The organism is Legionella gratiana, from assembly GCF_001467695.1.
In the GTDB taxonomy this organism is placed as follows: Bacteria; Pseudomonadota; Gammaproteobacteria; order Legionellales; family Legionellaceae; genus Legionella; species Legionella gratiana.
Genome location: NZ_LNYE01000001.1, coordinates 1 through 22916, shown reverse-complemented (window position 1 = coordinate 22916; position 22916 = coordinate 1). Strand labels below are relative to the sequence as shown.

The following is a 22916-nucleotide window of genomic DNA, read 5'->3' as shown; positions in this document are numbered from 1 at the left end:
AATTTTATATGAAAAAAATGTTTGGAGTAATTTCTCTTTTATTGATAAATGGATCATCGGTCTACCTCATTTATCTCTATGTTTCAATAGCGTGCTCCACCAAAGTGAATAACCTGCTTCAGGTTGCTTATGAGCCATCTGGAATGCAAATGATTTTTTACTTTATATCGTTTCCAATTTTTATGGTTTTAGCAATATTAAGTCGTATTCATTGCTATTATTTTAATGTAAAAAATGGATTGACTTTATGTTTATTTTTAATCTGGTTCTTGTATTTTATGTTTATCATATACATTGATCGAATAGTTCATTTTCCTAAAGGGAATGAACTATTTTATTATGGTAGTTTGGCTATTTCATTAGTGGCATTTGCTTTAATTGGATTGACAACATATTTCCAGATGAAACAATTAATGACTTATTCAGAGTAAAATTTGAAGCTTAAAATAAGCCATATTATTTTTAAATTTAACTGGTAAATACCATTAATACTAACTTAATTATTGATATATCCTTCAATGAAATTATCTACTTTCTTCTTAAGTTCTGCGATATGTTCTTCGGCATTATTTGATTCACCTGAAAGTTTATTTTTATCATAAACACAGCGAAAAATATCAGCACTTATTCCCAGTAATCTTAAAAGATGAGTCGTGTGTTGACGATTCAATTCCTCCTCTTTTTCTAAGCGTCTTTTTTCATCTTCGCTGATTACTGGATTATCTTTATTGTGTAGGTATACCTTAATTCCTAATTCGATCATTTCTTTCATGGTTTGGGATGATGAATCATGTCCTTCATCTTTTTTAATTGTTTCGAGCTGATCAATGATTCTTTGATTTAGATAACAATAAGCCTTGGGCATACAATCCTCTTTTAAATTTATAATGCAGGTTCTGTGCATTGTTTTTACCTGGTTTAGAATAATTGTATCATTTAATAATGGGTGTCGAATAGGTGTGTATATTCGTTCAATAGATATTTTTTACTCATTCAATAGGTGTGGATTAGGTGTTGATATTTTATAACTTATTGATTATTATTAAAGAGTGGATGCACACCTATATAAAATAGGGGTGTTAGCAGATCTTAAAATGCCAATCCGCACGTAAGCTACTGAATAATAATAAAATGTTTTAAGCAATAAACATTGCGAGGGGTGTGTTCTTTTTTATTTGGTTTTGCTTTTTTTGTGTGTGTTTCACTGGCCATTTTAGTATAGTTTATTTAAATTAATATTTTGGGAAGCGCATAATAATTGCGTACTTGTGATTCACGGATTCTCTTATCTATAATCGTGTCACTGAACAGGGATATTTATATCATGGGCATATTAAAAAAAATTCTGAAAAAAATTGCTAAAATCATTCATTTTCGACCATATAGCGAATGGACTGAAAATGAAAAAGCAAAGTATGCTAAACAGAATTCTTTTCGTTCTTGCTCCAAATCAAATAATACAGAAATTAATCCTGCTACAGGATTACCAATGATTGGAGCTTTAGACAGCATGGGAAATTCTTTTGGTTCCAGTGCATCCGATAGAGACAATTATTGGAATAATGATTATCATCATTATTCAACGTACAATAGCAGCAATTATGATCCATTTAACAATCGTTATTAAAAGACACTAATTTTTATATTAAATTGAGGATTTATTATGGCTTTAATCAGCGCAAGAAAAGCACCTGAAACTGAAAAAATTAAGATCGAAATCAGTAAAGATATTTACTCAGAAATAAAAGAATACTGCTTATGGGCTGGTATTGATAACATTAGCCATTTTTTTGAAGAATCATCTACGATGATTTTCTCTAAAGACAAAGAATGGAAGCAATACAGAAAAGAGAAAAAATTAACTTTAGCATAATCAATTTAAAAAAGGATATTCAAGTGAAAAACAGTATTAAAAAAACGTGTAAATACATAGTACCCATAGCTATTATTAGCATATTTGTTTTTCACTCTTATTCAGTCCAATCAAAACTAGAGCAGAAAGAAAAACAAACCTATATTACTATAAAAGAGTTATCCGAACTTGCCGCGAAAAATCGAGGTGTTGAGCCAACTTTTCTGGATAAGGCAGTAATTGCTATTATGGATTGGCTCATCCCTGTCGCTTTTATTAATAAGAATGAATATCTCAAATTACTGTCTGAACATAAAAAAGAAATTACCTCAGAATCAAAAAAAATTTATGTGCCATCAAGCAAGATGGGGGAAGTTGTAGTCATCAAAAAATTTAAATTTTCAACACCGGAGATTAAGGAATCAAAATCCATACCTATGGGCAAAATTTTTAGTGCATTTGTCATCGCTCCCTTTCATGATTCTGATAGTCCTAATCAATTACAGTTTAAAATAAATATCAACCCCATTTCGTGCACCGCAATCTCTGATTCCATTTTAAAAACTGATTATAAATCAGGGAAAATAGTCGCAAAAATTAGCGAGATAAAGTGTGCTGATGATGAGTCGAAAATCATACCTTTAGAAGCAGTCGCACTTGTGTCAGGTAGGGTATTATCCTAAAAATGAATATTCGATCTCTTCAAATAAAAGCACATTCTATAGTCTTATGTTTTTCTTTAATTAAACGGAAGTTGGCGTTTCTTTTATTCATTGTTTTTCTGATAAATAGTAAAGCTATTTTTTCTTACATAAAGAGCTCTTTAACTGTAATCATTAACAAATTGGATGTTCTTATTTTAGATCACCAAATTTTTTATTATTTGGTGATCTTATCAATCAACATTCTATTAATTATCAAAGCATATTCAAGGTATAAAACTAACAAGATGAGGCATAAAGACTAGCAAAAAACACCTCTTGCAATTCAAAGTAATTCCCAATCTCCAAAGTATCCCTCTTTGGTTTTGATTAAATCCTCATAAACGCACATTTCTAAACCATTCCCTAATTCATCCCACCCCGTTAAATCCATGGCCTCCTTCAATGCGCTCTCAGTAACAAAAAAGATCCTTGGTACTCCATAAGTCCATATAATCACATCAACATCATTAAGGGTTGCGCCTTCAAATCCCCAATCATCCATTTCTTGTTCTGGGGTATTGCGTCCATGATATAATCTTAATTTCATAATTGTCCTTTAAAATTGATTGATTTGCTTGTCATCCGTAGAATGATGAACAAAGGAATACTCCTTTGCTCATCAATGCCTGCTTATCTTTTTATTTCCATCATTTTTTCAGTAAGAGTCCATAACGCACGATTTAATTTCACATTTTGATCAATGGCTTTTACTTCTCTGGTTTTGGTTCGAGTGGTGTAACCGTATTTATTTAAACGATGGCCACGGATCCCACCTTTAATTAAGTTTTCTTGCAGGACATTAAACACGGTAAACAAATCATTATCTTTTTGATCTACATAACGCCTTGGTTGCAATAAACTCTTAGGATTAACGATAATACCCCCCTCTGTATCAGAGAATTTTAGTGAGTGAGCAGCTTCTGCAAAAATCATTTTTTCATCGTCATTCAAGTGAATGGAAGCCATATCATCGGATACATCAAGCATGTTATTTGCTGTCTCAATCACTTTGTAGGTGCCTTCAATGACATTCCCAAGAACATCCCCCTGATGTTTAATTCTAATTTCGTTATACGCTTGTCCAGCGATCATTCCATTACTGCACACAACCCGAAAAAGACCCGCCATTAAGCGATAAGAAGACAAACCATCATGAGAGTTAATAAGAACCAATTCGGGATAAAGCCCCTGATTATTTTGCAGGACATCATGGCGTTGAAAACGGAGCATGTGTTTTGCAAATACTTTCGCTTCTTGGTTCTGGCTTTTGGTCTGGGTTGCCCAAGTGGGGAAAAAACCTTCTGACATTAATTTATCAATGATTTGCTCGGTTGAAATGGGCGAGTACTTGGTACTCGTTTTATAAGAGCTGGCTTGTGTGAATATGGATGGCGCTAATTTGAATAATTTATCTTTTGATAATACTGGTAACATGTTGTTCTCCTATGTTTTTACTATTGTTCTCAAGGAACAAATACAGTATCGCAAAAAACCGACCCAAGGTCAAAATTATTTATAAATTTTCTTTATAAACTTTATTTATTACAAATGTTGATATTTTAAGATGCACTTGTTATACTGTTCTTGTCTTAGTGACCAATAGTAAAAACATAGGAGAACAGCATGACTATTCCAGAAATTATCCAACGCCAATTACTGCACACAAATAAAGCGATCGTCTGGTCGTGGGGTGTGTCCAAATGGTATAAAGTATCCAATACAATGCTTGCAATACGAGTTCATGCACACCGCCTCAATGGGTTTGTATGCATCACATTGGATGAGGCACATGATTTGTATAACATTACTTTTTATTCAAATAAAACAGTTCCAGAGATGCTTAAGCATCCTGTTTCTGCATATGAGGCGATAGAAGGGGTTTATTGCGATCAACTCGTTGAGTTCATTGATAATATAATCGAAAGAATACCAAACTATAAATATTAAACCTTATCCAGCCTCCAATCGCTGGGGGCTAGAAATCATTTGAGGTGATTTAATGAAAAAATTATCATTTGCCGTTAAGGCAAACATGAATAAACCCCCTAGAGTTCATGTGCAATCAGCAGATAAAAAAACAACCTATGGTTCATTTCAAGCCAATAACTGTGATGAATTTGATGCCTGGAATAAATTAAGCCCAGAAGAAACCATTGAATTAAAGCATTATATGAACAATATGTCGGCTATTGAGCATTACTTTTCTACAAAGGCTCTGTCCGAACAAAAAGATTTTAGAATCAAATTACCCAACAGTTTTATAGGTACTATAGATGAAATAAGCAAGCTATGCTCTGAGGAAGACATCAACTTAAATGTTTATGATGCCATGATTAGTGCAGCCATTGGGCAGCTTAAAATCAAGACAGCAAGCCTTCCTGATGACAAAAAGCAGCAAGCCCTGATGCTCCTTAATCAACTCGGACTATCTGAAAATGTAAAATCGGATGTTTCCTTAAAAATACAAGCGGTATTCTCTGAATTATTGTCCATTCATAATAAATCAGAAAAACTGCACCAAAAATCCATAGTCCTTTTTAATAAAGATAAAAGTATTTCTCCGAAAACCATTGAAGAAATCGCAAAAGGTGATTTATCAACCTCCAAATGGTTAGTATCTTGTGCCATAGAGATTTTACTGGAAGAAAAACCAGATATTGTGCAAAAAATATTATCTGATAACGATATCTTGTTTTTGTGGGCGACTCCTTCACTAAAAAATAATAGGCCAATCAAGGAATTACTCGATAAATTAGGGTCTTTGAATAACTCCGAAATGTTAAGCAGCAAACTAAATTCCATGACAGACTTTAGTTAAAGACTTTCCAAAATATCACATTTATGCTATAAATTACTATGAGAATAAAATTTTACCAAAAACAATCAGGCAAAAACCCTGTGGCGGAATTCCTAAATGATTTGCCATCCGATGAAATCGCGCGACTTGCCGGTTGTTTAAAGAATGTTGAAGAGCTTGGTTTTGATAGCCCAAGGGTACAATTCAGGCAAATAAAAGGCTCGCTTTGGGAAATTAAGATTAAAACATCACGCAGTGGTTATCGTTTTTTTTATGTGTGTATTCAAAAGGAAATCATTGTTCTTTTACATGCTTACAAAAAGCAGTCACAAAAAGCGCCAAAGCAAGAAATTGAACTGGCTGAAAAACGAATGATGGAGGTATACGACCATGAAAGCACTTACCTTAAATGAGTTTATTGACGACAAAATCAATAAGGACGAAGAATTTGCCAAGCACTATGAGCGTGAGCAAATCATTAATAACATTGCCGTCATGATTGTGAATGCCCGTAAAAAGCGGCATATGACTCAATCCGAGTTGGCCAATAAAATTGGAACCAAGCAATCGGTTATTTCTCGTCTTGAAAGCGGCAATAGCTCCTTTATTCCCTCATTAGAAACGTTGGTAAAGGTCGCTGATGCGCTCAACATGCACTTAAAATTGCAATTACAAGCCTAATAAACATTTGGCCAACATCAAATAACAGTACTTTTTAAAGGATATAAAATGGCATTAGATTTTTCCAAACTGAGTACAGGACAAACTGTTGATACAGTCTTAAAGCCAAGAGAAATTTTTAGCGCCTTACCAAATAAAAAACCAAACAAATTCCATTACCCCCGCGATGTGCAATCTCAAGTATGGAGCAAATGGTTTGACCGCAAAGAAGAACGCAACCTGGTTATAAAAATGAATACTGGTGGCGGTAAAACAGTGGTTGGCCTTTTAATTTTAAAAAGTTGCTTGAATGAGAAGAAAGGGCCTGTAGTTTATATAGTTCCAGATAATTTTTTAGTAGAACAAGTGTTATCCGAAGCCAAAGATCTTGGATTAAATGCCGTTGATAACCCTGAAAATGAGAGTTTTTTAAAAGGAAAAGCAATTCTAGTAACTAATATATATAAATTAATTAACGGGAAATCAGTATTTGGTGTTGGCGATGAGGGAGCAAAAATACCCATTAAGACACTCCTTATTGATGATGCTCATGCGTGCGTAAACACAGTCGAAGAACAATTCACTTTGAACGTGTCATCATCTAACCCAGCATATAAAAAATTATTTAGTCTTTTTGAAGAAGCAATGAAAAGGCAGTCGGAAGCAAAATATTTGGAGATTGAAGCGGGAGACCCCTTTGCTTACATTCTGATCCCATATTGGAACTGGCAAGAAAATCTAAGTAAGGTAATGCAGGTTTTAATTGAAAACAAAAATCATGAAGACATAAAATTTAAATGGCCATTAATAAAAGAAAATTTAGAGCGATGCAGTTGCGTTATTAGTAAGCATTCCATTGAAATTACTAGTAATTGTATTCCAATTGATGTGATTCCTTCTATTAGTAATGCATCAAGAAAAATATTTATGACCGCGACATTATCAGACGATAGCGTCTTAACGACCCATTTTGGTGTTAGCTCTCAATATCTTAATAACCCTATCACTCCAGATTCAGCGGGAGATGTAGGTGATCGATTAATCCTATTACCACAAGCTCTCAACACAAATATGTTTGATAGTGATGTTAAAGAATTATGTTTGAAATTATCCAAAGAATATAACGTGGTAGTTATTGTCCCATCTAACAAACGATTGGAGTTTTGGGAGGATGCAGCTGATCTCATTTTAAAAAAAGACACTATCCTTCAAGGAGTTGAACAACTTAAAACAACTCATATTGGCTTAACAATTTTAGTTAACAAATATGATGGGATTGATTTGCCCGAAAATGCTTGTCGATTGTTAGTTATAGATGGATTACCAGCCGCTCGAAATAATATTGATAAAATTCGCCAGAGCGAGCTTGCGGGTAGTTCGAACAAAGTAAATCAAATCGTTCATAAAGTAGAACAGGGGATGGGGAGAGGTGTTAGATCTAATGATGATTATTGCGTCATTTTTCTTATGGGAAAAGATCTTACTTCTCAGCTTTATACGGGCGAAACTTTAGAACTATTTTCACCGGCGACAAAGGCTCAACTAGAATTGTCAGAAAGGGTAGCAGATCAAATAAAAGATAAAGGAGTTGAGGAAATTAGATCCGTAATAAACTACTGTCTAAAAAGAGACCCGCAATGGGTTGAGTTAAGTAGAGGTATTATGGCTAACCTAAATTACTCCAATAAAAATACATCTGACTCAATAAAAATCGCTTTAAGAGAAGCTTACGATTTAGATCGCTCAGGGAAACCACAAGAAGCAGCAAACAGAATTTTACATGAAATCAATAACTCAACCGATGATCTTTTATTAAAAGGCGTATTAAAACAATACATGTCGGAGTATATAAACAAGTACGATAAGGTGGAATCGCAAAAAACCCAACTATCCGCTATTTCTGATAATTTGAGAGTTCTTAAACCAATCGAAGGCATCAGTTATAAACCATTAAAAACCCATACAGGATCACAAGCAATACGATGTTCTACCTATTTAAAAGACAAATTTAAAGATGGAAACAAACTTATTATCTATACAGAGGGAGTATTTTCAAAACTTATATTTAGTGAAGGTACTGCAAATATATTTGAGGATGCTTTTAACGAGTTAGCATACCTTCTTGGCTTTATAGGCCAACGCCCCGAAAATGATTATGGAAAAGGACCAGATAATCTCTGGCTGTTGGATGATTTAAAATTTTTAGTTATTGAATGTAAAAATGGTGCAACCACCGATTTTATTTGCAAACACGATTGTAATCAGCTGAATGGTTCTGAAATTTGGTTTAATAATAATTATGGCAATGGTGCTAAATGTGTACCTATTATGATTCATTTATCTACTTGTTTTGAGTATGCGTGTCCTCCAAGTAACAATATAAAAATAATAAATAAGAGCTTATTAGAAAAGCTAGTTAATAACGCCCGTAAATTTATACGATCTATAGCCACTGAAAATAAGTTTGAAGACAGTCAAGCTGTCAAACAACATCTGGCACAATACAAGTTAGAGGCTAATGATATTATCGCCAACTATACAACTGCTTTTAAAACAAAAAAAACCTGAGCACTACATACTAGGTAAAAAGATAAAAATCAGCATTTCGATAGAATACTTGTTGGGATTATTTTACTAACCTTTGAATTGGTTGAACAAGTATCGGCTTATCTCAAAATAAAGATCATCTCGATTAATTCGTATTCCATAGAGATCGGTATTGCGACAGAGAGTAACACCTTTAGAACTCACCCAAACAAATCACTATGTGATCCTGTTCGTGATAATCGCAGCAATTGTATGCGATCATCTTTAATGGTCTTATAAATTAATAACCAATCGGGGGTAATGTGACATTCACGATAACCATCCCAATTTACGGAAAGACTGTGATCCTTATGCTTTGGATCCAGGGGTTCTTCCTTTTGCAATTGCTCTACAATAGAGTCTAAGAGCGTCCTTCTTTTCCCTTGCTTCGTAATCTTTTTCAAATCACGCTTAAACTGTGTCGCCAACTCTAATTCAAGCATTATCTACAGAATCCCATACATCCTTCATTGTTTTAAATCGCTCGCCTTTTCCTGATTCCAGCTCTGCCATGGCCTCTCTTGTCTCTTTGTTCGGTATTTTTACCTCAAAAGGCAGGCCATTTTGGAGACAGACCTGGCTATAGAACAGTCGAATCGCCTCGGCTGTAGATAAGCCTACCTTATGCAAAATCGCTTCTGCCTGCATTTTAAGAGCAGGCTCAATACGAGCATTAATTGTTGCCGCCTTATTCATCTTAGTAACTCCCAAAATACTGATATTTTAATTGTATAACAAATGCATTACATTTTCAATTTTTCTATTTTATATGGGCTATCAATAAAGTACACCCTTGTGATAAATTTTGCCTTGCCTTTAAATCCCTTGTTTTTCATATCAATAGAATCTGATTTTTATTTATGATAATGTACTATCACTAATTTTAAATATTATTGATAGGAAAATTCATGGCGCTTGTTGGTTATGCCCGCGTATCTACAATTGACCAAAATTTGGACATTCAACTTGATGCTTTAAAATGCGCTGGATGTAAAAAGATCTTTTCCGAGAAAAAAAGTGGTACTTCAAAAAAAAACCGAACCGCACTGGATGAATGCATGGAGTATATTCGTGAAGGCGATACCTTGGTAGTTACACGAATTGACCGCTTAACCCGCAGTATTCTGGATTTACAGACTTTACTGCATTATTTAAAAGAGAAAGAGATCCACCTAAAAGCATTGGAGCAACCTGTGGATACCTCTAATGCCTCAGGTAAATTCTTTTTGGATATGCTGGGTGTCTTTGCTGAGTTTGAAACCAACCTTCGCCGTGAGCGGCAACTGGAAGGTATTGAGCGCGCAAAACGCGAAGGCAAATACAAAGGGAGAAAACCCACAGCACGCTCAAAAACTAATGAGGTCATGGAGTTAATCAATCAGGGATACACACGCACCGCTATTGCTAAAAAACTTAATATGGGTATTGCCAGTGTTTATCGTATTCTTAAAACCCAACGACAGGATAATCCAGAAAAATCAATTCCAGGCAGCCAGGGAACTCAAAAAATTGCCGTGGTTGAAGTTTGGCTGCGCGTAGAAAACAACAATAAGTTTGTGCGTGGAAAAAATGAATCCAGGCGGCAAATCGAGCAATACTGCTTTTCAGCCTTTGATATGGTGAAAAAAGACAAGGATGGATGGGAATACAGTCTTAAAATTCCCTATACCAGTGATAAGGATCTGGATGAAACTATCTATGACTTAATGCATGAAGCCGAATCGATTGCCGGCTGTCGCAATGGATTTACAGAAATGAGTATCACGGAACCTGCAACCGGTAAATCTTGGTGATGATTCCCCTGGTTCACCACCCTGCCATGGGTTCATTACCTTAATTTTAAACCCAAGGAATGTTATCATGCCGTCCGTTTTGAAAAGGCAACGCGCTATTACGTCATTCGCCTGGAACAGGATTTATTGGGTGACTGGACACTCTGCGCATCCAATGGACGTATCAAGTCCAGATTTGGGCAAAGCCATATTATTGCCTTTGCAAGTTTTTCTGATGCCTTGAAGCACTTTTGCGTCATGGTGAAAGAACGAAACCAACGCGGTTATTATCTGATCTCTTATCAAACCCATGATGTTCTATACCAACAAATACTACCATGGGCCTGCTTTATGGAGGATCCAGCACCTATGAAAAAGAGACCTCGGAAAAAGCAAGTTCGATCATTGCTGAATCAAAACTCAACCATTCAATCCCAATCTCAGGACTCTCAGCAAATGCTGCTTATTTTTTAACGAGTACCACCTTCCAATTATAAAAAAAGAGAATAATTATTTTCCACAATCAGAATAATTTGTCTTTAGATATAGGATATATTATATTATATATAGATGGAGATAATGATGAATAAAGTTTTAATATCAATACCCGATCAAATCGCTTCTAGAATGAGAGCAGCAATACCTCAGCGACAACGCAGCAAGGTGATTGCTCATCTTATTGAAAAAGAAATTGAACGACGTGAAAAAGCGCTCTATGAATGCGCTTTAGCTGTTGAAAATGATCATGGTTTACAAAATGAAATGAACGATTGGGATATAACGGTTCAAGATGGATTAACTGATGAATCGTGGTGATGTATATTGGGTAAACCTCGACCCTACTACAGGCTCTGAAATCAACAAACTCAGACCTTGCGTTTTAGTTGGAGCAACACCGATTAATCAAGCAAGACGCACTGTTGTCGTCGTTCCTCTTTCAAGCTCTGCTACAGCCAGACCACCAATTACCATCACTGTTTCTTGTCTTGGCAAACAAGTTACCGCAGTTTGTGATCAAATAAGAACGATTGATAAAAGTCGTTTAAAAAAAGTGGCAGGAAACCTTTCAGATAAAGATTTAAATGCCTTGGATGATGGGTTACGACAAGTTTTATGCCTTTGATTAAAACTTAATCTACTCCAAACCTTTAATGTTACGCCGTTATTCTGTCATGAACTCATAAAATAACCTTGCACCAATACCAGAGAGACTGATAAGGATTCTAAGCAACCACTTAAAAGGAAATGACATGGGTTGCGAATGCTATCAAGCTGCTATCGGAGCAGATAGAAAGGTGCTCTGTATGTAATAAAAGAAACATTTGAAATTCTGGGTGAAACTCATAAAGCACATCTTGAATCCAAGAAAAATTGATAGCAAGTCGGGAGAACTCATCAAGCAATCAGGCAATTTAAAAAATAGGTAATTTATCTCAACGCCACTGCAAATTAGAGTTTTCCTAGTGTAACTGTTAAGAAAATCAATCTTAATATACAGAGTAATTAAATTTTAAATAGTTTGCTCAATTATCGGCTTACTTGATTTAACTAGAACGTCTATCAAATAAAATCTAAATAGGAAAATCGATTGGGTTTAACATAAGCAGAAAGAACAACAAACCCTCCTTCCCCATAGCCTGGTTTACTCTCCTCTGGCGTTAATATAGTATCAACAGGAGAGAATAAAGTTTGATAAATTGCTTCTTCTTTAAAATTAATTTCATGAAGCAATTCAAAGACCTCCTGTACCGAATAAAAATGAGCGTATCGATAAAACAGATTATCTTGCTTGGTGGCCTCATATTGCTGTCCAATCATCGAATGTTTATCAATCATACCAATAATAAGCTTACCATTGGGCTTTAAAACCCGTTTTGCTTCAAGAAGTGCTACTAAAGGTAAATTCAAAAAACACAATACTGTATTGAATAAGACAAAATCAAATTGTTGTTCATACTTAGGAATCTCAATGTTAAATCGGGACAGGAGTGTTGGTAAAATATAAACAACCAAGGTGCTAAGGTGACACTGGATGCTATTTCGAGACACACTATGTCGGATTAAATTAAGTCAATACGCTTAAAGTTATAAAATAATTCCAAATTTTAGATAGATCTATCCTGGGAACGCCTATGCAACCAGCCTTTTTCTTTGTGCCAGTTTCTCGTGATTTTCATAAAAAACGCAGCGTTAGCACCAATTTTGCGATAAGCAAGTTCCATTTCGCTATGACATAGAATGCATTCCTTAGGATTAATCCCAAAGGTCTTTTGCATCAACTATGGGTATTTGAGATTGTAGGTTTTGGGCTCAGGTTCTTACCCCAATAAAGCACGAACTAATGGTAATTTCTCTCTCCGTACTCTATTTACAAGAAATCCATAATAGCGCAACATCCTGAAATGCTTTTTAGGGATATGTTGTACCAGTCTACGGATAAACTCCTCCGTAGAGCAGTGAAAATCTTCGTGTTGATTCGTCTTATGATTCAGGAAGTTAAAGGTTACATTTTGGCCATTGTAATGCCGTAACCTGCTGTGGCCAATCGGTGGCCTACGAATATAACGCCCAAGATAATTAATTGACGCCTGTGGGTTTTTTTGTGGTTTGGCCACATGAACTATCCACGGTTTGTTGAGTCTACGATTGAGCCAAGCGCTAAAATGACCCTGTGTCGGGCATAGGGCATTTAATACTTCAGGAAGAACAAGAACTCCTTCTCTATAGGCTTTTTTCAACATCTGTATCACACGATAACGCCACATCTCCATAATCACTTTCTTTTTGAAGTAGAACGTGACAAAACGTGTCTCTTTATCATTTATCCCTCCTTGGGTAGTCGAGATATGCACGTGCGGATTGAACTTTAAATCTCAGCCAAAGCTATGAAGCGCTGCAAACATTCCGGGTAAGACTCCTTTATGACTCGCTAACCGCAGCAAAATAGAAGCTGCTACTGGCAGCAGCCAACCTAACAAAATCCAGTTTTCTTTGAAAAACCTCCATAATTCCCGTGGCATCGTAAACGTAATATGCTGCCAGTCACAACTGGGTAACAGATGAATTTGTTTGCTTATCCAATTCTCGGTGGCTTTCTTCCCACACTTCGAGCAAAACCGATTATGGCAGGTAAACGCAACTTTTTTGCTATGAGTGCATTTAGGGTTGGGGCAGTCATAACAGGAAAATCCTCGCAAGGTGCTCCCGCAACTTAAAATGTTCGAGATTGTTTCCAAAACCTCATGGCGTAGCGTGTCTTTATACTTCTGGAAATAGTGATACCAGGAGTTATCTTTGAGCAACAAGTCCTTCAGGCTTCTCTTTTGTTCGCAGTCCAACTCTTTTTTACTTACAGCATAAAGCATTTACAAAGGCCAACCTCTTAATAAATTATCCTGATATAATCATTCATCTATCTATCCTTAATCGCTCTATAATGAAGACTCAAAAGAAACCACAAAAGCAAATCGATAAACTCCATGCAAAAAATCAAGGGCGCTGCTCCATATGTAAAATAGACTTTGGTGATGACTTTGCATCTTATACCTGGACTGGTTATGATTCTATAGGGCGTTTGCAAGTCACAAGCTAATGTTGTCATGAAAAAATAAGACGGCTCGTAAACATCGGATTATGTGGGTTTATTGATCCTGATGAGTTCAATGAAGCAATTAAAAAGCATCCTTTGTATGAACAGTTTTATAATGTCATTTTGTAATGAATTCTAAAGAAGGATTTTATTGCGCTGAGAGATGAATAATAATTTACGGTCTTATGATGATTAGAACTCCAATGCTTCTTTACCCCTGCCAACGCATTTGGCTCTGAGCGAAGCGCCTTGAAAACTGCGTAATTTGCCCCGATATTGGCTATTAAGTAATAAAATTAGAGCTATGAAACTTTGTGTAAAACGGTGACTAGAGTTTTTGATAAGCCAATCTTGAAAGGAGATTTAGATGAAAAAGAAACTACTTCCTATTTTAATCTCTGTTCCTCTTATCACTATGATGTCAGCAGGAGCCATAGCACTTGAAGCGAAACAAAATAATCAAGTACAAAAGAGTAAAGATTTATTAGCCTTAGATCCATTTGATAACGATCCCTTTTTTCAATCACCTTATGATGTTTTGAAGCAAATGGAAAAAATGCAACAGGCTATGGACCAGTTTATGAAGAGTCAATTCTCACAAATGCACACTAACCTTCTAAAACAACCCAATCAAATGCTCTTTGGTAATACAAATAATGTTGAAATTAAAGAAAGTAAAAATGAGCTTGTTTATAAAATAAAATTACCTAAAGGTGGGGATAGTAAAGTTGATGTTTCTGTTAAAGAGGGACAATTAGTGGTTAGTTCAAATATAACGCAAAAAATCACTCGTGAACAGGATAATAGTAAAAGTGTAAGCTATTCTCAGAGTAATTACAGTCAAACATTCCAATTACCACAGGGCTATGATCCCAATTCTATGAGCTCAAAAGTGAAAGATTCAAATTTAATTGTGACATTTAAAAAATCACTTTCGACATCTTCAATACTCTAAGGGATTGAGATTTTAAGCGTTGTAACGCCACATATCGATTTTGCAGATGATTGTTTTGTAATGTAATTGACTTGACAAAATGAGGTTGTGAGTCCAACTTTATAATCAGTCAGAAATGACAAACGTATCAATTTAAGGAGTGAAACGATGAGTAAATTAATAAAATGGAAAAAAGAAACCCCGATTGCCATTGAGCATACACATAATCCGTTCTTAAGACTTCAAAATGAAATAGATCGTGTATTTCATGATTTTAATGATTTTTTTTCGCCCTCTCGATTCAATTGGGAATTTGATAATCTAAATCTTGCCCCATCAATGGATGTTGTGGAAGATAAAGATCATTACAGTATTGAGCTTGAGATGCCCGGTATGGATGAAAAAGATATCAAGGTTTCTTTAGCGGATAATATATTGACCATTTCTGGTGAAAAGTCGACTTCTAAAAAGAATGAAGACAAAAAATATCTTTCTCGAGAAATTAGCTATGGGAAGTATGAGCGTTCTATTTCATTGCCTTCAACAATAGATGTTGATAAGGCTAAGGCAACTTTTAAAAAAGGAACACTTTGCATTGAGTTGCCGAAAAAAGAAGAGGCTAAAAAAAGTACTCGTGATATCAAAGTAGAAAAAGCGTAGTCTATTGGCCCTGTAGCTAACAGGGCAACACCTTGAGCGGATTACATCATACTCCTCTTCTTCCAGTGCAGTATACATATATTTGCTTTTTTCATCGACGTCTTGGTTTTTATTTAGAAAATTGACATTTATTTTTTTTCATTGCCAATGCGTTCAATGATTGCATGATTTGTATTGCTCATAAGAATTTCCTTATAAAGAGAAATTATCCTTTCTTCCTTATTGATCTAGAAATCAACAAATCTCAAAGAAAACATCATCAGAAAAGAACAAGAAACTCAATTACCTTACTTTTCTTATATTTATTGATGTATTTGAGAGATTTTTATTTATTAACTGTTGCAGAATTAATTATGCGAAGGCCAATAAGTTCTTTTTATTTTCCATGTGATATCTAATACGATATACAAATAATATTAAAAAATTTAAATTATTTTATGAACTTATTTTTAAGGACTTCTAAATAACTTCCCACATCATATTGATATTTTAGAAGCCCCTGATTTATTTTTAATATGCTTGTACTTCTGAGTGAATGTTATGATCACTAAGAGTGAAAGTGATCTTCTCTCGAATAGCCGGACACCTTGTTTAAGAGATATAATCTCATCAACAAGGAGTAATCATGGTAAGACAAGTTTATACAAAAGAGTTCAAAATTAAAGCTATTGAACTACTGGAATCAAGTAATAAGCCCTTAAGACAAGTAGCCAGAGAGCTTGTTGTAGCAGAAAATAACCTATATAACTGGCGCAAACAATACCTTCTCAAACAAGAGAAAGTATTCCCAAATCAATCTCAATTAAATGAAAAAGACTTAGAATTAAAGCGATTGAAAGCGCGTGTAGCGGAGCTGGAAGAAGAGCGAGAAATCTTAAAAAAGGCGGCAGCGTTTTTCGCCAAGGAAGGCCAGCGAAATATGCGGTAATAAAAGAACAATCGGCTTTTCATCGTGTACAAAAGCTTTGTTAGGCATTAGGCGTATCCAGTAGCGATTACAACAGGCATTGCGTAAGTTGGGTAAATATCATGGGAAAGCGAGGATCAAACGCTTAATGCAGCAGGAAGAACTCAAACCTAAAGCGGCAAGGCGTTTTAAAGTGACAACAGATAGTCGCCACTCAAAGCATGTGGCCGAAAATATCTTGGGAAGACCATTTAATCCTGTTGCTATTAACACCGTTTGGGCGTCTGATATAACCTACATTCAAACTGATGAGGGCTGGCTTTATCTAGCATAGATTTATTCAATCGACAGATTGTCGGTTGGAGCATGGGAACTCGGTTGGTTACAAGCCTTATTGAAGATGCTCTTATCATGGCGATTCACCGCAATAACCCACCTAATGGCGTTATTCATCATTCTGATATAGGATCTCAATATTGCAGTAATGCTTATCAATCGCTTCTCAAAGAACATGATTTTATTTGCTCCATGAGTGGCTCGGGTAACTGTTATGACAATGCAGTTATGGAAAGTTTCTATCATACTTTGAAAGTCGAAATGATTTATGGGGAACAATATAAAACTAGAAAGGATGCTCGATTAGCTCTATTCGATTACATTGAAGTGTTTTACAATCGTCAGCGCATCCATTCAACTTTAGGGTTTCAGACCCCGAATGACTTTGGGTTGGTTGCATAATGTTGGTGTCCTGTTTTTTCGAGGAAAGATCAAATGTGGCGTATTTTGAGGCGACTATAGGCATTTGTTCATTATTCTACGGGTGCTTTTTTAAAATGTCGAACTACCTTTGTCGTCGCATTGTCAATTATTTCGCCTCTAATGTCGCCGGGTGTATCACTAACTTCGGCTAACATCCAAATATATAATTTCTCAATATCATCGCCAGACTTATATTGTATTATTTTCTCATTGGAATAAATTCGTGCGGTATATTGTTGATTCATATCTCATTCTCCATTCAAGATATTGCTCAATAAATCCATTTCACAATTTCATCTTGAAAGACCTTCTTTTAAGCAAAATCTTATTATAAATTATAGCCTAGTTGGGGTGCTCGTTGAGATGTTTTGATACGTTTTGCTTGTCCTATTTGTTTAATCAGATATTCGTCAAGGAATCGGCGGTTTAACAAACCAGTCAAGAGCTCGCAGATTGATTGAGAATGCAGTATGGGGTAAGTCAGGATACGTGTGCAAAATGGGTCACTTCATTTTTATAGAGACCCATAACCCTTGCCGTGTATGGGTTGTAGCCTTTTGCCATAGAAATGGTTTTTAAGATAAAAATTAGAGTAAACTATTACTGCTCCCATGGTGGCTTTGGTGTGATTGTCAATGGGGTAGAACTATCATCTTTTTTCATTTCCTCCTGATTTGCAGTAAGATCAAGAGCGTTATGTCGCATTGTTGTTTTAAAATTTTGCATTCTTTCACGTGCTGCTAATAATTCTTCCTCTGATGGTTGCAGTGTAACCGATGACAACTGACTTTGCTCATCTTTATTGTATGGTTTATCAGCGCAAACAAATGGAAGTGCCTGGTTAGTTATAACATGAATTGTTGATAATTCATTATGCCCACTTGGTAGTGATATTAACTCAACATTATACCCGTTTCTTTGTAATTCTTGAGGGAATCTTTGGTTAGCTTCAAGTCGAGTTTCGCCTGTAACATTATATTTGATTTGGTTAGCAGGTGTTTGTCTCAGGGTTTCTAATTGGCCAATAGACATGAAAATATTCAAGCCTTGTGGTGAATAAATCTATTTTTTATCATTTGAAATAATCAAGTAGGAAGAAATGGACGAGTAAGTTGCTTTAGTTACCATCGGAACAGGTAGTATTGATACAGCTGTATGTCAGGAGATGTAAAAAATCGAATTATCAAATTTCATTGATTGTTATTTCAAAGAAGGCAATCATGGACCAATAACCATGGCGCGCAAGCGCGGATTGTCCTTAGGACATGGCATTAACCCAAATTTTTATTGGAAAAAATGCAATGTTATTTCATGTAGAAAGAAGGACAATCCTTTTGCGAAAATACATTAATGTGGTCATGAAAAAAATAGAGCCTATTATTGCAAGCGTCAGAAATTGCGGCCACACGATACCAAACCCTGCCCCTCTAAATAAAATCGATTGAGCAAGCATCACAAAGTGAGTGTTAGGCGCAACCAGCATCATGGTCTGGACAAATTCAGGCATGCTCTCACGAGGGGTCAATCCACCTGAAAGCATTTCTAGCGGGAGAAGTACCAGAATCAATAAGATACCAAATTGAGGCATGGAGCGGGTGATGGTTCCCATAAAAATACCTATTGACGTTGTAGCGAACAAATTGATTGCCGCACCAAGCAAAAACAGAAGAATTGAACCCTCAATGGGGGCAGAGAGTAACCCTTGTACCACTGTAATAAGCGAAACAGCACAAACGATGAGTACAATGGAAGCCATTGCCCAAATTTTGCTGGCCATGATTTCAAATGGCGTGACTGGCATCACTAATAAATGTTCAATTGTTCCATGTTCGCGCTCCCGAAGTAATGCGGCACCCGTTAGCACAATGGATAACATCGTTACATTATTAATCAACTCCATTAAGGCACCAAACCAGATCTTAGTTAATGTCGGGTTAAATCGAACGCGGACTGCAAGATCAACAGGCGGAGTTTCCACAGAACGATAATGTTCGACAAATTCATTGATCTCCCTCTCAATAATAGTTTGAATGTAGGCTGTTCCTGTGAACGCCTGACTCATGCGTGTAGCATCAATATTCAGTTGAAGGGTTGGCTTTCGCCCGGACAAAAGATTCCGTTGAAAATCAGGCGGGATATTTAAACCAAAGGTATATAAGCCTTCATCCATGCCCGAATCCATCTTTGCTTGTGAGGTGGTCACGTATTTTATAAATTGTGGGGGATAAAAAGCATCCCTGATACGTTGTGAAACAGCGGATTGATCGAGATCAACAATGACAATCGGTGCTTTGTGCAGCATTTCGGGCATGGCTGTGGCTGTTGTATAGATTTGTACAGTAAATGCAAAGACGATCAGTGCTATCATAATTGGGTCACGAAGCAAACTTCGATATTCCTTAAACCCAAGTTGCACAATATTACTTATTGTCACTTAGCGCTCCTGTTTTTTTAAAAATAAAAGACAACACCCAAGCAATACCGGCAAGGTGATGAGTAAATATAAAAAAGGATGGAGCAAATCTTGAAAACTCAGTGCCTTGGAAAAAGTACCTCGCGAAATCGTAAGAAAATGCGTTACCGGATAGATTTGGCCTATCATTGCTCCCAATCCTTCCAAAGAGGATACCGGCTCTATCATGCCAGAAAACTGGGTGGCTGGAAGAAGCGTCAGTATTGCAGTTCCAAACAATGCCGCCACTTGGCTTTTCATAAAAGTGGAGATTAGAAATCCCATCGAAGTGGAAAGAGTAACGTAGATTAAAGCACTAAAGAAAAGGATGGAAAAACTTCCTTTGATCGGTACATCAAATAAATAAATGGACAAGGCGATTAGCAATAGAAAATTAAATACGGCCAAAATCACATAAGGTATCAATTTTCCCAAAAGAAACTCAAGTTTAGTAATGGGCGTCACGTATAAATTAACGATGGATCCCAGCTCTTTTTCTCGCACCACAGAAAGTGCCATCAACATCGCCGGGATTAACATCAATAGGATAGGAATGACGGCTGGAACCATGGCAGGTAAACTTTTCACATCCGGGTTATAACGAAAACGAGGCTCAATATTGAAGAACTCCTCCGATTTTTGATGAGTCAAATAAGGCCAACTATTCACTAACCAATGCTGATGCATTCCATACACATAACTCTGAATGGTTTCTGCACGGGTAGGCATTGCTCCATCAATCCATGCCCCAACTTGTACGGGAGTCTCTTTATTGATGTCACGGGCAAACCCACTTGGGATTTCCAATGCCAAGCTTAATTTTCCGCTTCGCATACGTTGATCCATTTCTTTATAATCCAAGATGGGAGGGAGTTCTTTAAAATAGTGCGAGCTGGCTATATTAAGAACATAAGCGTGGCTGGCATTCGTTTGATCCCGATCAAGAACTGCAAAGGTTAACTGTTCGATATCCAGAGTAACTCCATAACTCATAATGATCATCAGTAGAATGCTTCCCAAAAGCGCAAGAGTTGCACGAATTGGATCGCGTATCAGTTCGAGCGCTTCACGACGGCTGTAGCTGAACATGCGTCTGATGTTGAAATATTTTTTTGCAGGAATGATTTTGGGGTGTTCAGATAAAGAGCTCATGATTGGTTTTGCAGGATGTTGCCCTGAAGGATTCACCTCCTTCTTCTTCATGGCCTCTTCTAGATAGCTGATAAAGGCTTCTTCTAGCGAAGAGGCTTGTCTTTGTTGGATGAGTTTGACTGGATTTTCACTAACCAATACTTTACCGGCATGCATCAGCGAAATGCGATCGCAACGTTCTGCCTCATTCATGAAATGGGTAGAAATAAAAATGGTTACTTTATCCTGTCGGGATAAATCAAGCATTAATTGCCAAAATATATCGCGAGCAACCGGATCAACACCAGAAGTCGGTTCATCAAGAATGAGTATATCGGGTTGATGGATAATGGCTACAGCAAGAGAAAGCCTTTGACGAAGACCTAGTGGTAATGAGTCAGGCCGTTCATTTTCATAGTCAGACAAAGAGAATTTTTCGAGCAATTGTTTGATGCGTTTGGGAATGCTATGGGCGGGCAAACGAAACAATTTGGCATGCAACATGAGATTTTGATGAACCGTTAATTCCGTGTACAGCGAAAAAGATTGGGACATATAGCCAATGCGTTGACGTATCATCAGATCGTTTGAATCAACAGATTGTCCAAATAGCGAAGCTTGACCCTCGCTGGCAGGAAGCAGACCGGTTAATATTTTCATAACCGTTGTTTTGCCACAACCATTCGAGCCAAGAAACCCAAAAATTTCGCCACGCTCTATACAAAAATTGACGTGGTCTACTGCGACAAAATCACCAAAGCGTTTGGTCAAACCGGTTGCTTCAATAGCTACTTCCGATTTTTGAGTGGATGAGCGGGGTTCTATTACCATGGGGTGCATTTGTCGCTGCTGCTCGGGTAAGAGGGCAACAAACGCTTCTTCCAGAGAATGAGTACGACTTTGCCTCAACAGGTCACTCATAGTCCCTGAAGCCAAGACTTTTCCAGCATTCATTGCAACCAGCCAATCAAAACACGCCGCTTCCTCCATGTATGCAGTGGCCACCAGAACACTCATTTTCGGCATTTCAGCACGCAACGTCTCAATGAGCTCCCAGAATTGACGCCTTGAAAGGGGATCCACTCCTGTCGTAGGCTCATCCAGAATTAACAGATCGGGAGTGTGAATCAGAGCACAACATAATCCAAGTTTCTGCTTCATCCCTCCAGACAGCTTACCTGCTGGCCTGTCTCGAAAAGGGAATAACCCTGTTCTATCCAACAAACGGGTAATGTAGTATTGTCGCACTTCACGGCTATGGCCAAAAAGACTCCCAAAGAAATCGATGTTTTCAAATACTGAAAGGGTAGGATACAGATTTTTCCCCAAGCCTTGAGGCATATAAGCAATGCGCGTGCAGAGGGCTTCACGATGAGAGCTACTCGCCATATTGCCACCAAGAACAAAAATTTGTCCGCGTTGAATGACGCGGGCTCCAGCAATGAGTGAAAACAGACTGGATTTTCCAACACCATCTGGCCCAATGAAGCCAACAATACAACCAGAAGGCAGTTTAAGAGTAATGTTATCCAGGGCACAAGTTTTACCATACCACAAACTCAGGTTATTGATTTCACAAACCGGTTTTTCAACCCCATTATTGGAGGCCTTGTTATTTGACATTTATTTTAACTTCCAACGCCGCGGGCCATTTGCTTTTGGGATCTAATTGAACATAAGCCATCCCTGGCAGCCCTGTCTTGACTAAGGCGATATATTTTTTCAGCAATTCAGGTGCAATACGGGCTTTAACACGGAACATCAGTTTTTCTCGTTCACTGGCCGTTTCTACGGCTTTAGGTGTGAATTGCGCCACACTGGCGACAAAAGTCACCTTAGCCGGTATCACATAGTTGGGTGCCGCATCAAGAATTAAATGAACTGGTGCGCCGATTTGTACTTTACCTGCTTGCTCTGTTGGAAGAAAAAAAACCATATACACATCACTTAAGTCAACCATGTTCAATACTCTGCCTCCTGCGCTGAGCACTTCTCCTGGTTGCGCAACCCGAAACTGGATACGTCCATCACAGGGAGCGATTAAAGTGCTGTCGTTGATATCTGCTGATATACGCTCGATGGTCGCTTGGGTCGCATCGACAGAGGACTCTAC

The 22916-nt window shown here is 37.0% G+C and carries 31 protein-coding genes and 1 pseudogene; 19 read left to right on the top strand and 13 right to left on the bottom strand.

The features are described from left to right. Window positions 1-8 precede the first annotated feature (8 nt). Complete coding sequence (locus Lgra_RS00145; protein ID WP_019350439.1) at window positions 9-431, top strand: hypothetical protein; 423 nt, start codon at window positions 9-11, stop codon at window positions 429-431. Between the two features lie 65 nt (window positions 432-496). On the opposite strand, the gene Lgra_RS00140 is transcribed toward Lgra_RS00145, so the two are convergent. Further along, window positions 497-865: a hypothetical protein gene (locus Lgra_RS00140; RefSeq protein WP_014845133.1), complete on the bottom strand. Its 369-nt coding sequence runs from the start codon at window positions 863-865 to the stop codon at window positions 497-499. Window positions 866-1258: 393 nt separating this feature from the next. Here Lgra_RS00140 and Lgra_RS00135 point away from each other — a divergent pair, with 393 nt between their 5' ends. From Lgra_RS00135 to Lgra_RS00125, 3 genes are read left to right on the top strand one after another with little or no spacing between them, the layout of a single operon-like run. Next, window positions 1259-1627 carry a hypothetical protein gene (locus Lgra_RS00135; protein WP_255464430.1) on the top strand — a complete coding sequence of 123 codons (369 nt, stop codon included), beginning with the start codon at window positions 1259-1261 and terminating at the stop codon, window positions 1625-1627. Window positions 1628-1663: 36 nt separating this feature from the next. Next, window positions 1664-1873: a hypothetical protein gene (locus Lgra_RS00130; RefSeq protein WP_014845131.1), complete on the top strand. Its 210-nt coding sequence runs from the start codon at window positions 1664-1666 to the stop codon at window positions 1871-1873. A 23-nt stretch (window positions 1874-1896) separates the two neighbouring features. Further along, window positions 1897-2535: a hypothetical protein gene (locus Lgra_RS00125; protein ID WP_014845130.1), complete on the top strand. Its 639-nt coding sequence runs from the start codon at window positions 1897-1899 to the stop codon at window positions 2533-2535. A gap of 304 nt (window positions 2536-2839) precedes the next feature. Here the strand turns inward: Lgra_RS00125 and Lgra_RS00120 are convergent, their stop codons facing one another. Together Lgra_RS00120 and Lgra_RS00115 are read right to left on the bottom strand one after the other, a co-directional pair. Beyond that, a complete protein-coding gene (locus Lgra_RS00120) occupies window positions 2840-3103 on the bottom strand; it encodes a hypothetical protein (RefSeq protein ID WP_014845129.1) in 264 nt (87 codons plus the stop codon). An 83-nt stretch (window positions 3104-3186) separates the two neighbouring features. Further along, window positions 3187-3990, bottom strand: coding sequence for a DUF932 domain-containing protein (locus tag Lgra_RS00115; protein WP_014845128.1), 804 nt, complete (start codon window positions 3988-3990; stop codon window positions 3187-3189). Between the two features lie 189 nt (window positions 3991-4179). Here Lgra_RS00115 and Lgra_RS00110 point away from each other — a divergent pair, with 189 nt between their 5' ends. From Lgra_RS00110 to Lgra_RS00090, 5 genes are read left to right on the top strand one after another with little or no spacing between them, the layout of a single operon-like run. Then, window positions 4180-4503, top strand: coding sequence for a hypothetical protein (locus tag Lgra_RS00110; RefSeq protein WP_014845127.1), 324 nt, complete (start codon window positions 4180-4182; stop codon window positions 4501-4503). A gap of 52 nt (window positions 4504-4555) precedes the next feature. Continuing rightward, window positions 4556-5374, top strand: coding sequence for a hypothetical protein (locus tag Lgra_RS00105; RefSeq protein WP_014845126.1), 819 nt, complete (start codon window positions 4556-4558; stop codon window positions 5372-5374). 38 nt (window positions 5375-5412) lie between these two features. Next, window positions 5413-5766 (top strand): type II toxin-antitoxin system RelE/ParE family toxin, encoded by a 354-nt coding sequence (locus tag Lgra_RS00100; protein WP_014845125.1) that lies wholly within the window; start codon window positions 5413-5415, stop codon window positions 5764-5766. Then, window positions 5744-6034: a helix-turn-helix domain-containing protein gene (locus Lgra_RS00095; protein ID WP_014845124.1), complete on the top strand. Its 291-nt coding sequence runs from the start codon at window positions 5744-5746 to the stop codon at window positions 6032-6034. The genes Lgra_RS00100 and Lgra_RS00095 overlap by 23 nt, the downstream gene beginning before the upstream one ends. Before the next feature lie 48 nt (window positions 6035-6082). Continuing rightward, on the top strand, window positions 6083-8581 hold the full coding sequence (locus tag Lgra_RS00090) for a DEAD/DEAH box helicase family protein (protein WP_014845123.1): 2499 nt from the start codon (window positions 6083-6085) through the stop codon (window positions 8579-8581). A gap of 179 nt (window positions 8582-8760) precedes the next feature. Here the strand turns inward: Lgra_RS00090 and Lgra_RS00085 are convergent, their stop codons facing one another. Beyond that, on the bottom strand, window positions 8761-9042 hold the full coding sequence (locus Lgra_RS00085) for a type II toxin-antitoxin system RelE/ParE family toxin (RefSeq protein ID WP_014845122.1): 282 nt from the start codon (window positions 9040-9042) through the stop codon (window positions 8761-8763). Beyond that, window positions 9035-9295 carry a type II toxin-antitoxin system RelB/DinJ family antitoxin gene (locus Lgra_RS00080; RefSeq protein WP_014845121.1) on the bottom strand — a complete coding sequence of 87 codons (261 nt, stop codon included), beginning with the start codon at window positions 9293-9295 and terminating at the stop codon, window positions 9035-9037. The genes Lgra_RS00085 and Lgra_RS00080 overlap by 8 nt, the downstream gene beginning before the upstream one ends. Window positions 9296-9507: 212 nt before the next feature. Here Lgra_RS00080 and Lgra_RS00075 point away from each other — a divergent pair, with 212 nt between their 5' ends. The 4 genes from Lgra_RS00075 to Lgra_RS00060 all read left to right on the top strand — a co-directional run bounded on the left by Lgra_RS00075 (window position 9508) and on the right by Lgra_RS00060 (window position 11494). Continuing rightward, the gene (locus Lgra_RS00075; RefSeq protein ID WP_014845120.1) at window positions 9508-10392 is read left to right on the top strand and encodes a recombinase family protein; all 885 of its coding nucleotides are present in this window, start codon (window positions 9508-9510) and stop codon (window positions 10390-10392) included. Window positions 10393-10413: 21 nt separating this feature from the next. Beyond that, on the top strand, window positions 10414-10845 hold the full coding sequence (locus tag Lgra_RS00070) for a WGR domain-containing protein (protein WP_223499742.1): 432 nt from the start codon (window positions 10414-10416) through the stop codon (window positions 10843-10845). Between the two features lie 108 nt (window positions 10846-10953). Next, window positions 10954-11187, top strand: coding sequence for a hypothetical protein (locus Lgra_RS00065; RefSeq protein ID WP_014845118.1), 234 nt, complete (start codon window positions 10954-10956; stop codon window positions 11185-11187). After that, window positions 11174-11494 (top strand): type II toxin-antitoxin system PemK/MazF family toxin, encoded by a 321-nt coding sequence (locus tag Lgra_RS00060; RefSeq protein WP_014845117.1) that lies wholly within the window; start codon window positions 11174-11176, stop codon window positions 11492-11494. Before Lgra_RS00065 ends, Lgra_RS00060 begins: the two co-directional genes overlap by 14 nt. Window positions 11495-11931: 437 nt before the next feature. On the opposite strand, the gene Lgra_RS00055 is transcribed toward Lgra_RS00060, so the two are convergent. The 3 genes and pseudogenes from Lgra_RS00055 to Lgra_RS18550 form a co-directional block, all read right to left on the bottom strand. After that, on the bottom strand, window positions 11932-12420 hold the full coding sequence (locus Lgra_RS00055; RefSeq protein ID WP_014845116.1) for a class I SAM-dependent methyltransferase: 489 nt from the start codon (window positions 12418-12420) through the stop codon (window positions 11932-11934). Window positions 12421-12689: 269 nt separating this feature from the next. Further along, window positions 12690-13232 (bottom strand): annotated as a pseudogene (locus Lgra_RS00050) (IS91 family transposase); the annotation flags it as partial. A gap of 12 nt (window positions 13233-13244) precedes the next feature. Beyond that, window positions 13245-13736, bottom strand: coding sequence for an IS91 family transposase (locus Lgra_RS18550; protein ID WP_051009158.1), 492 nt, complete (start codon window positions 13734-13736; stop codon window positions 13245-13247). A 71-nt stretch (window positions 13737-13807) separates the two neighbouring features. Here Lgra_RS18550 and Lgra_RS17660 point away from each other — a divergent pair, with 71 nt between their 5' ends. The 6 genes from Lgra_RS17660 (at window position 13808) to Lgra_RS17650 (ending at window position 17199) form a co-directional block, all read left to right on the top strand. Next, the gene (locus Lgra_RS17660; protein ID WP_154080667.1) at window positions 13808-13963 is read left to right on the top strand and encodes a hypothetical protein; all 156 of its coding nucleotides are present in this window, start codon (window positions 13808-13810) and stop codon (window positions 13961-13963) included. A 364-nt stretch (window positions 13964-14327) separates the two neighbouring features. Then, complete coding sequence (locus Lgra_RS00045; RefSeq protein ID WP_014845114.1) at window positions 14328-14915, top strand: Hsp20/alpha crystallin family protein; 588 nt, start codon at window positions 14328-14330, stop codon at window positions 14913-14915. 147 nt (window positions 14916-15062) lie between these two features. Beyond that, complete coding sequence (locus Lgra_RS00040; RefSeq protein ID WP_014845113.1) at window positions 15063-15554, top strand: Hsp20/alpha crystallin family protein; 492 nt, start codon at window positions 15063-15065, stop codon at window positions 15552-15554. A 625-nt stretch (window positions 15555-16179) separates the two neighbouring features. Then, a complete protein-coding gene (locus Lgra_RS00035) occupies window positions 16180-16482 on the top strand; it encodes a transposase (protein WP_014845112.1) in 303 nt (100 codons plus the stop codon). Between the two features lie 127 nt (window positions 16483-16609). Further along, window positions 16610-16795 carry an IS3 family transposase gene (locus Lgra_RS17655; protein WP_019350445.1) on the top strand — a complete coding sequence of 62 codons (186 nt, stop codon included), beginning with the start codon at window positions 16610-16612 and terminating at the stop codon, window positions 16793-16795. Window positions 16796-16827: 32 nt separating this feature from the next. Continuing rightward, on the top strand, window positions 16828-17199 hold the full coding sequence (locus Lgra_RS17650; RefSeq protein ID WP_019350446.1) for an IS3 family transposase: 372 nt from the start codon (window positions 16828-16830) through the stop codon (window positions 17197-17199). A gap of 71 nt (window positions 17200-17270) precedes the next feature. Here Lgra_RS17650 and Lgra_RS00025 read toward each other — a convergent pair whose 3' ends face one another. From Lgra_RS00025 to Lgra_RS00005, 5 genes are all read right to left on the bottom strand, one after another. Then, window positions 17271-17465: a hypothetical protein gene (locus tag Lgra_RS00025; protein ID WP_014845111.1), complete on the bottom strand. Its 195-nt coding sequence runs from the start codon at window positions 17463-17465 to the stop codon at window positions 17271-17273. A 355-nt stretch (window positions 17466-17820) separates the two neighbouring features. Continuing rightward, the gene (locus Lgra_RS00020; protein WP_014845110.1) at window positions 17821-18252 is read right to left on the bottom strand and encodes a hypothetical protein; all 432 of its coding nucleotides are present in this window, start codon (window positions 18250-18252) and stop codon (window positions 17821-17823) included. A 277-nt stretch (window positions 18253-18529) separates the two neighbouring features. Further along, entirely contained in the window at window positions 18530-19654 is a 1125-nt protein-coding gene (locus tag Lgra_RS00015) for an ABC transporter permease (RefSeq protein ID WP_019350447.1), read from the bottom strand. After that, the gene (rbbA, locus tag Lgra_RS00010) at window positions 19655-22426 is read right to left on the bottom strand and encodes a ribosome-associated ATPase/putative transporter RbbA (RefSeq protein WP_014845108.1); all 2772 of its coding nucleotides are present in this window, start codon (window positions 22424-22426) and stop codon (window positions 19655-19657) included. After that, the coding region (locus Lgra_RS00005; protein ID WP_157068239.1) for an HlyD family secretion protein at window positions 22416-22916 on the bottom strand (501 nt) is incomplete at its 5' end. The genes Lgra_RS00005 and rbbA, both read right to left, overlap by 11 nt.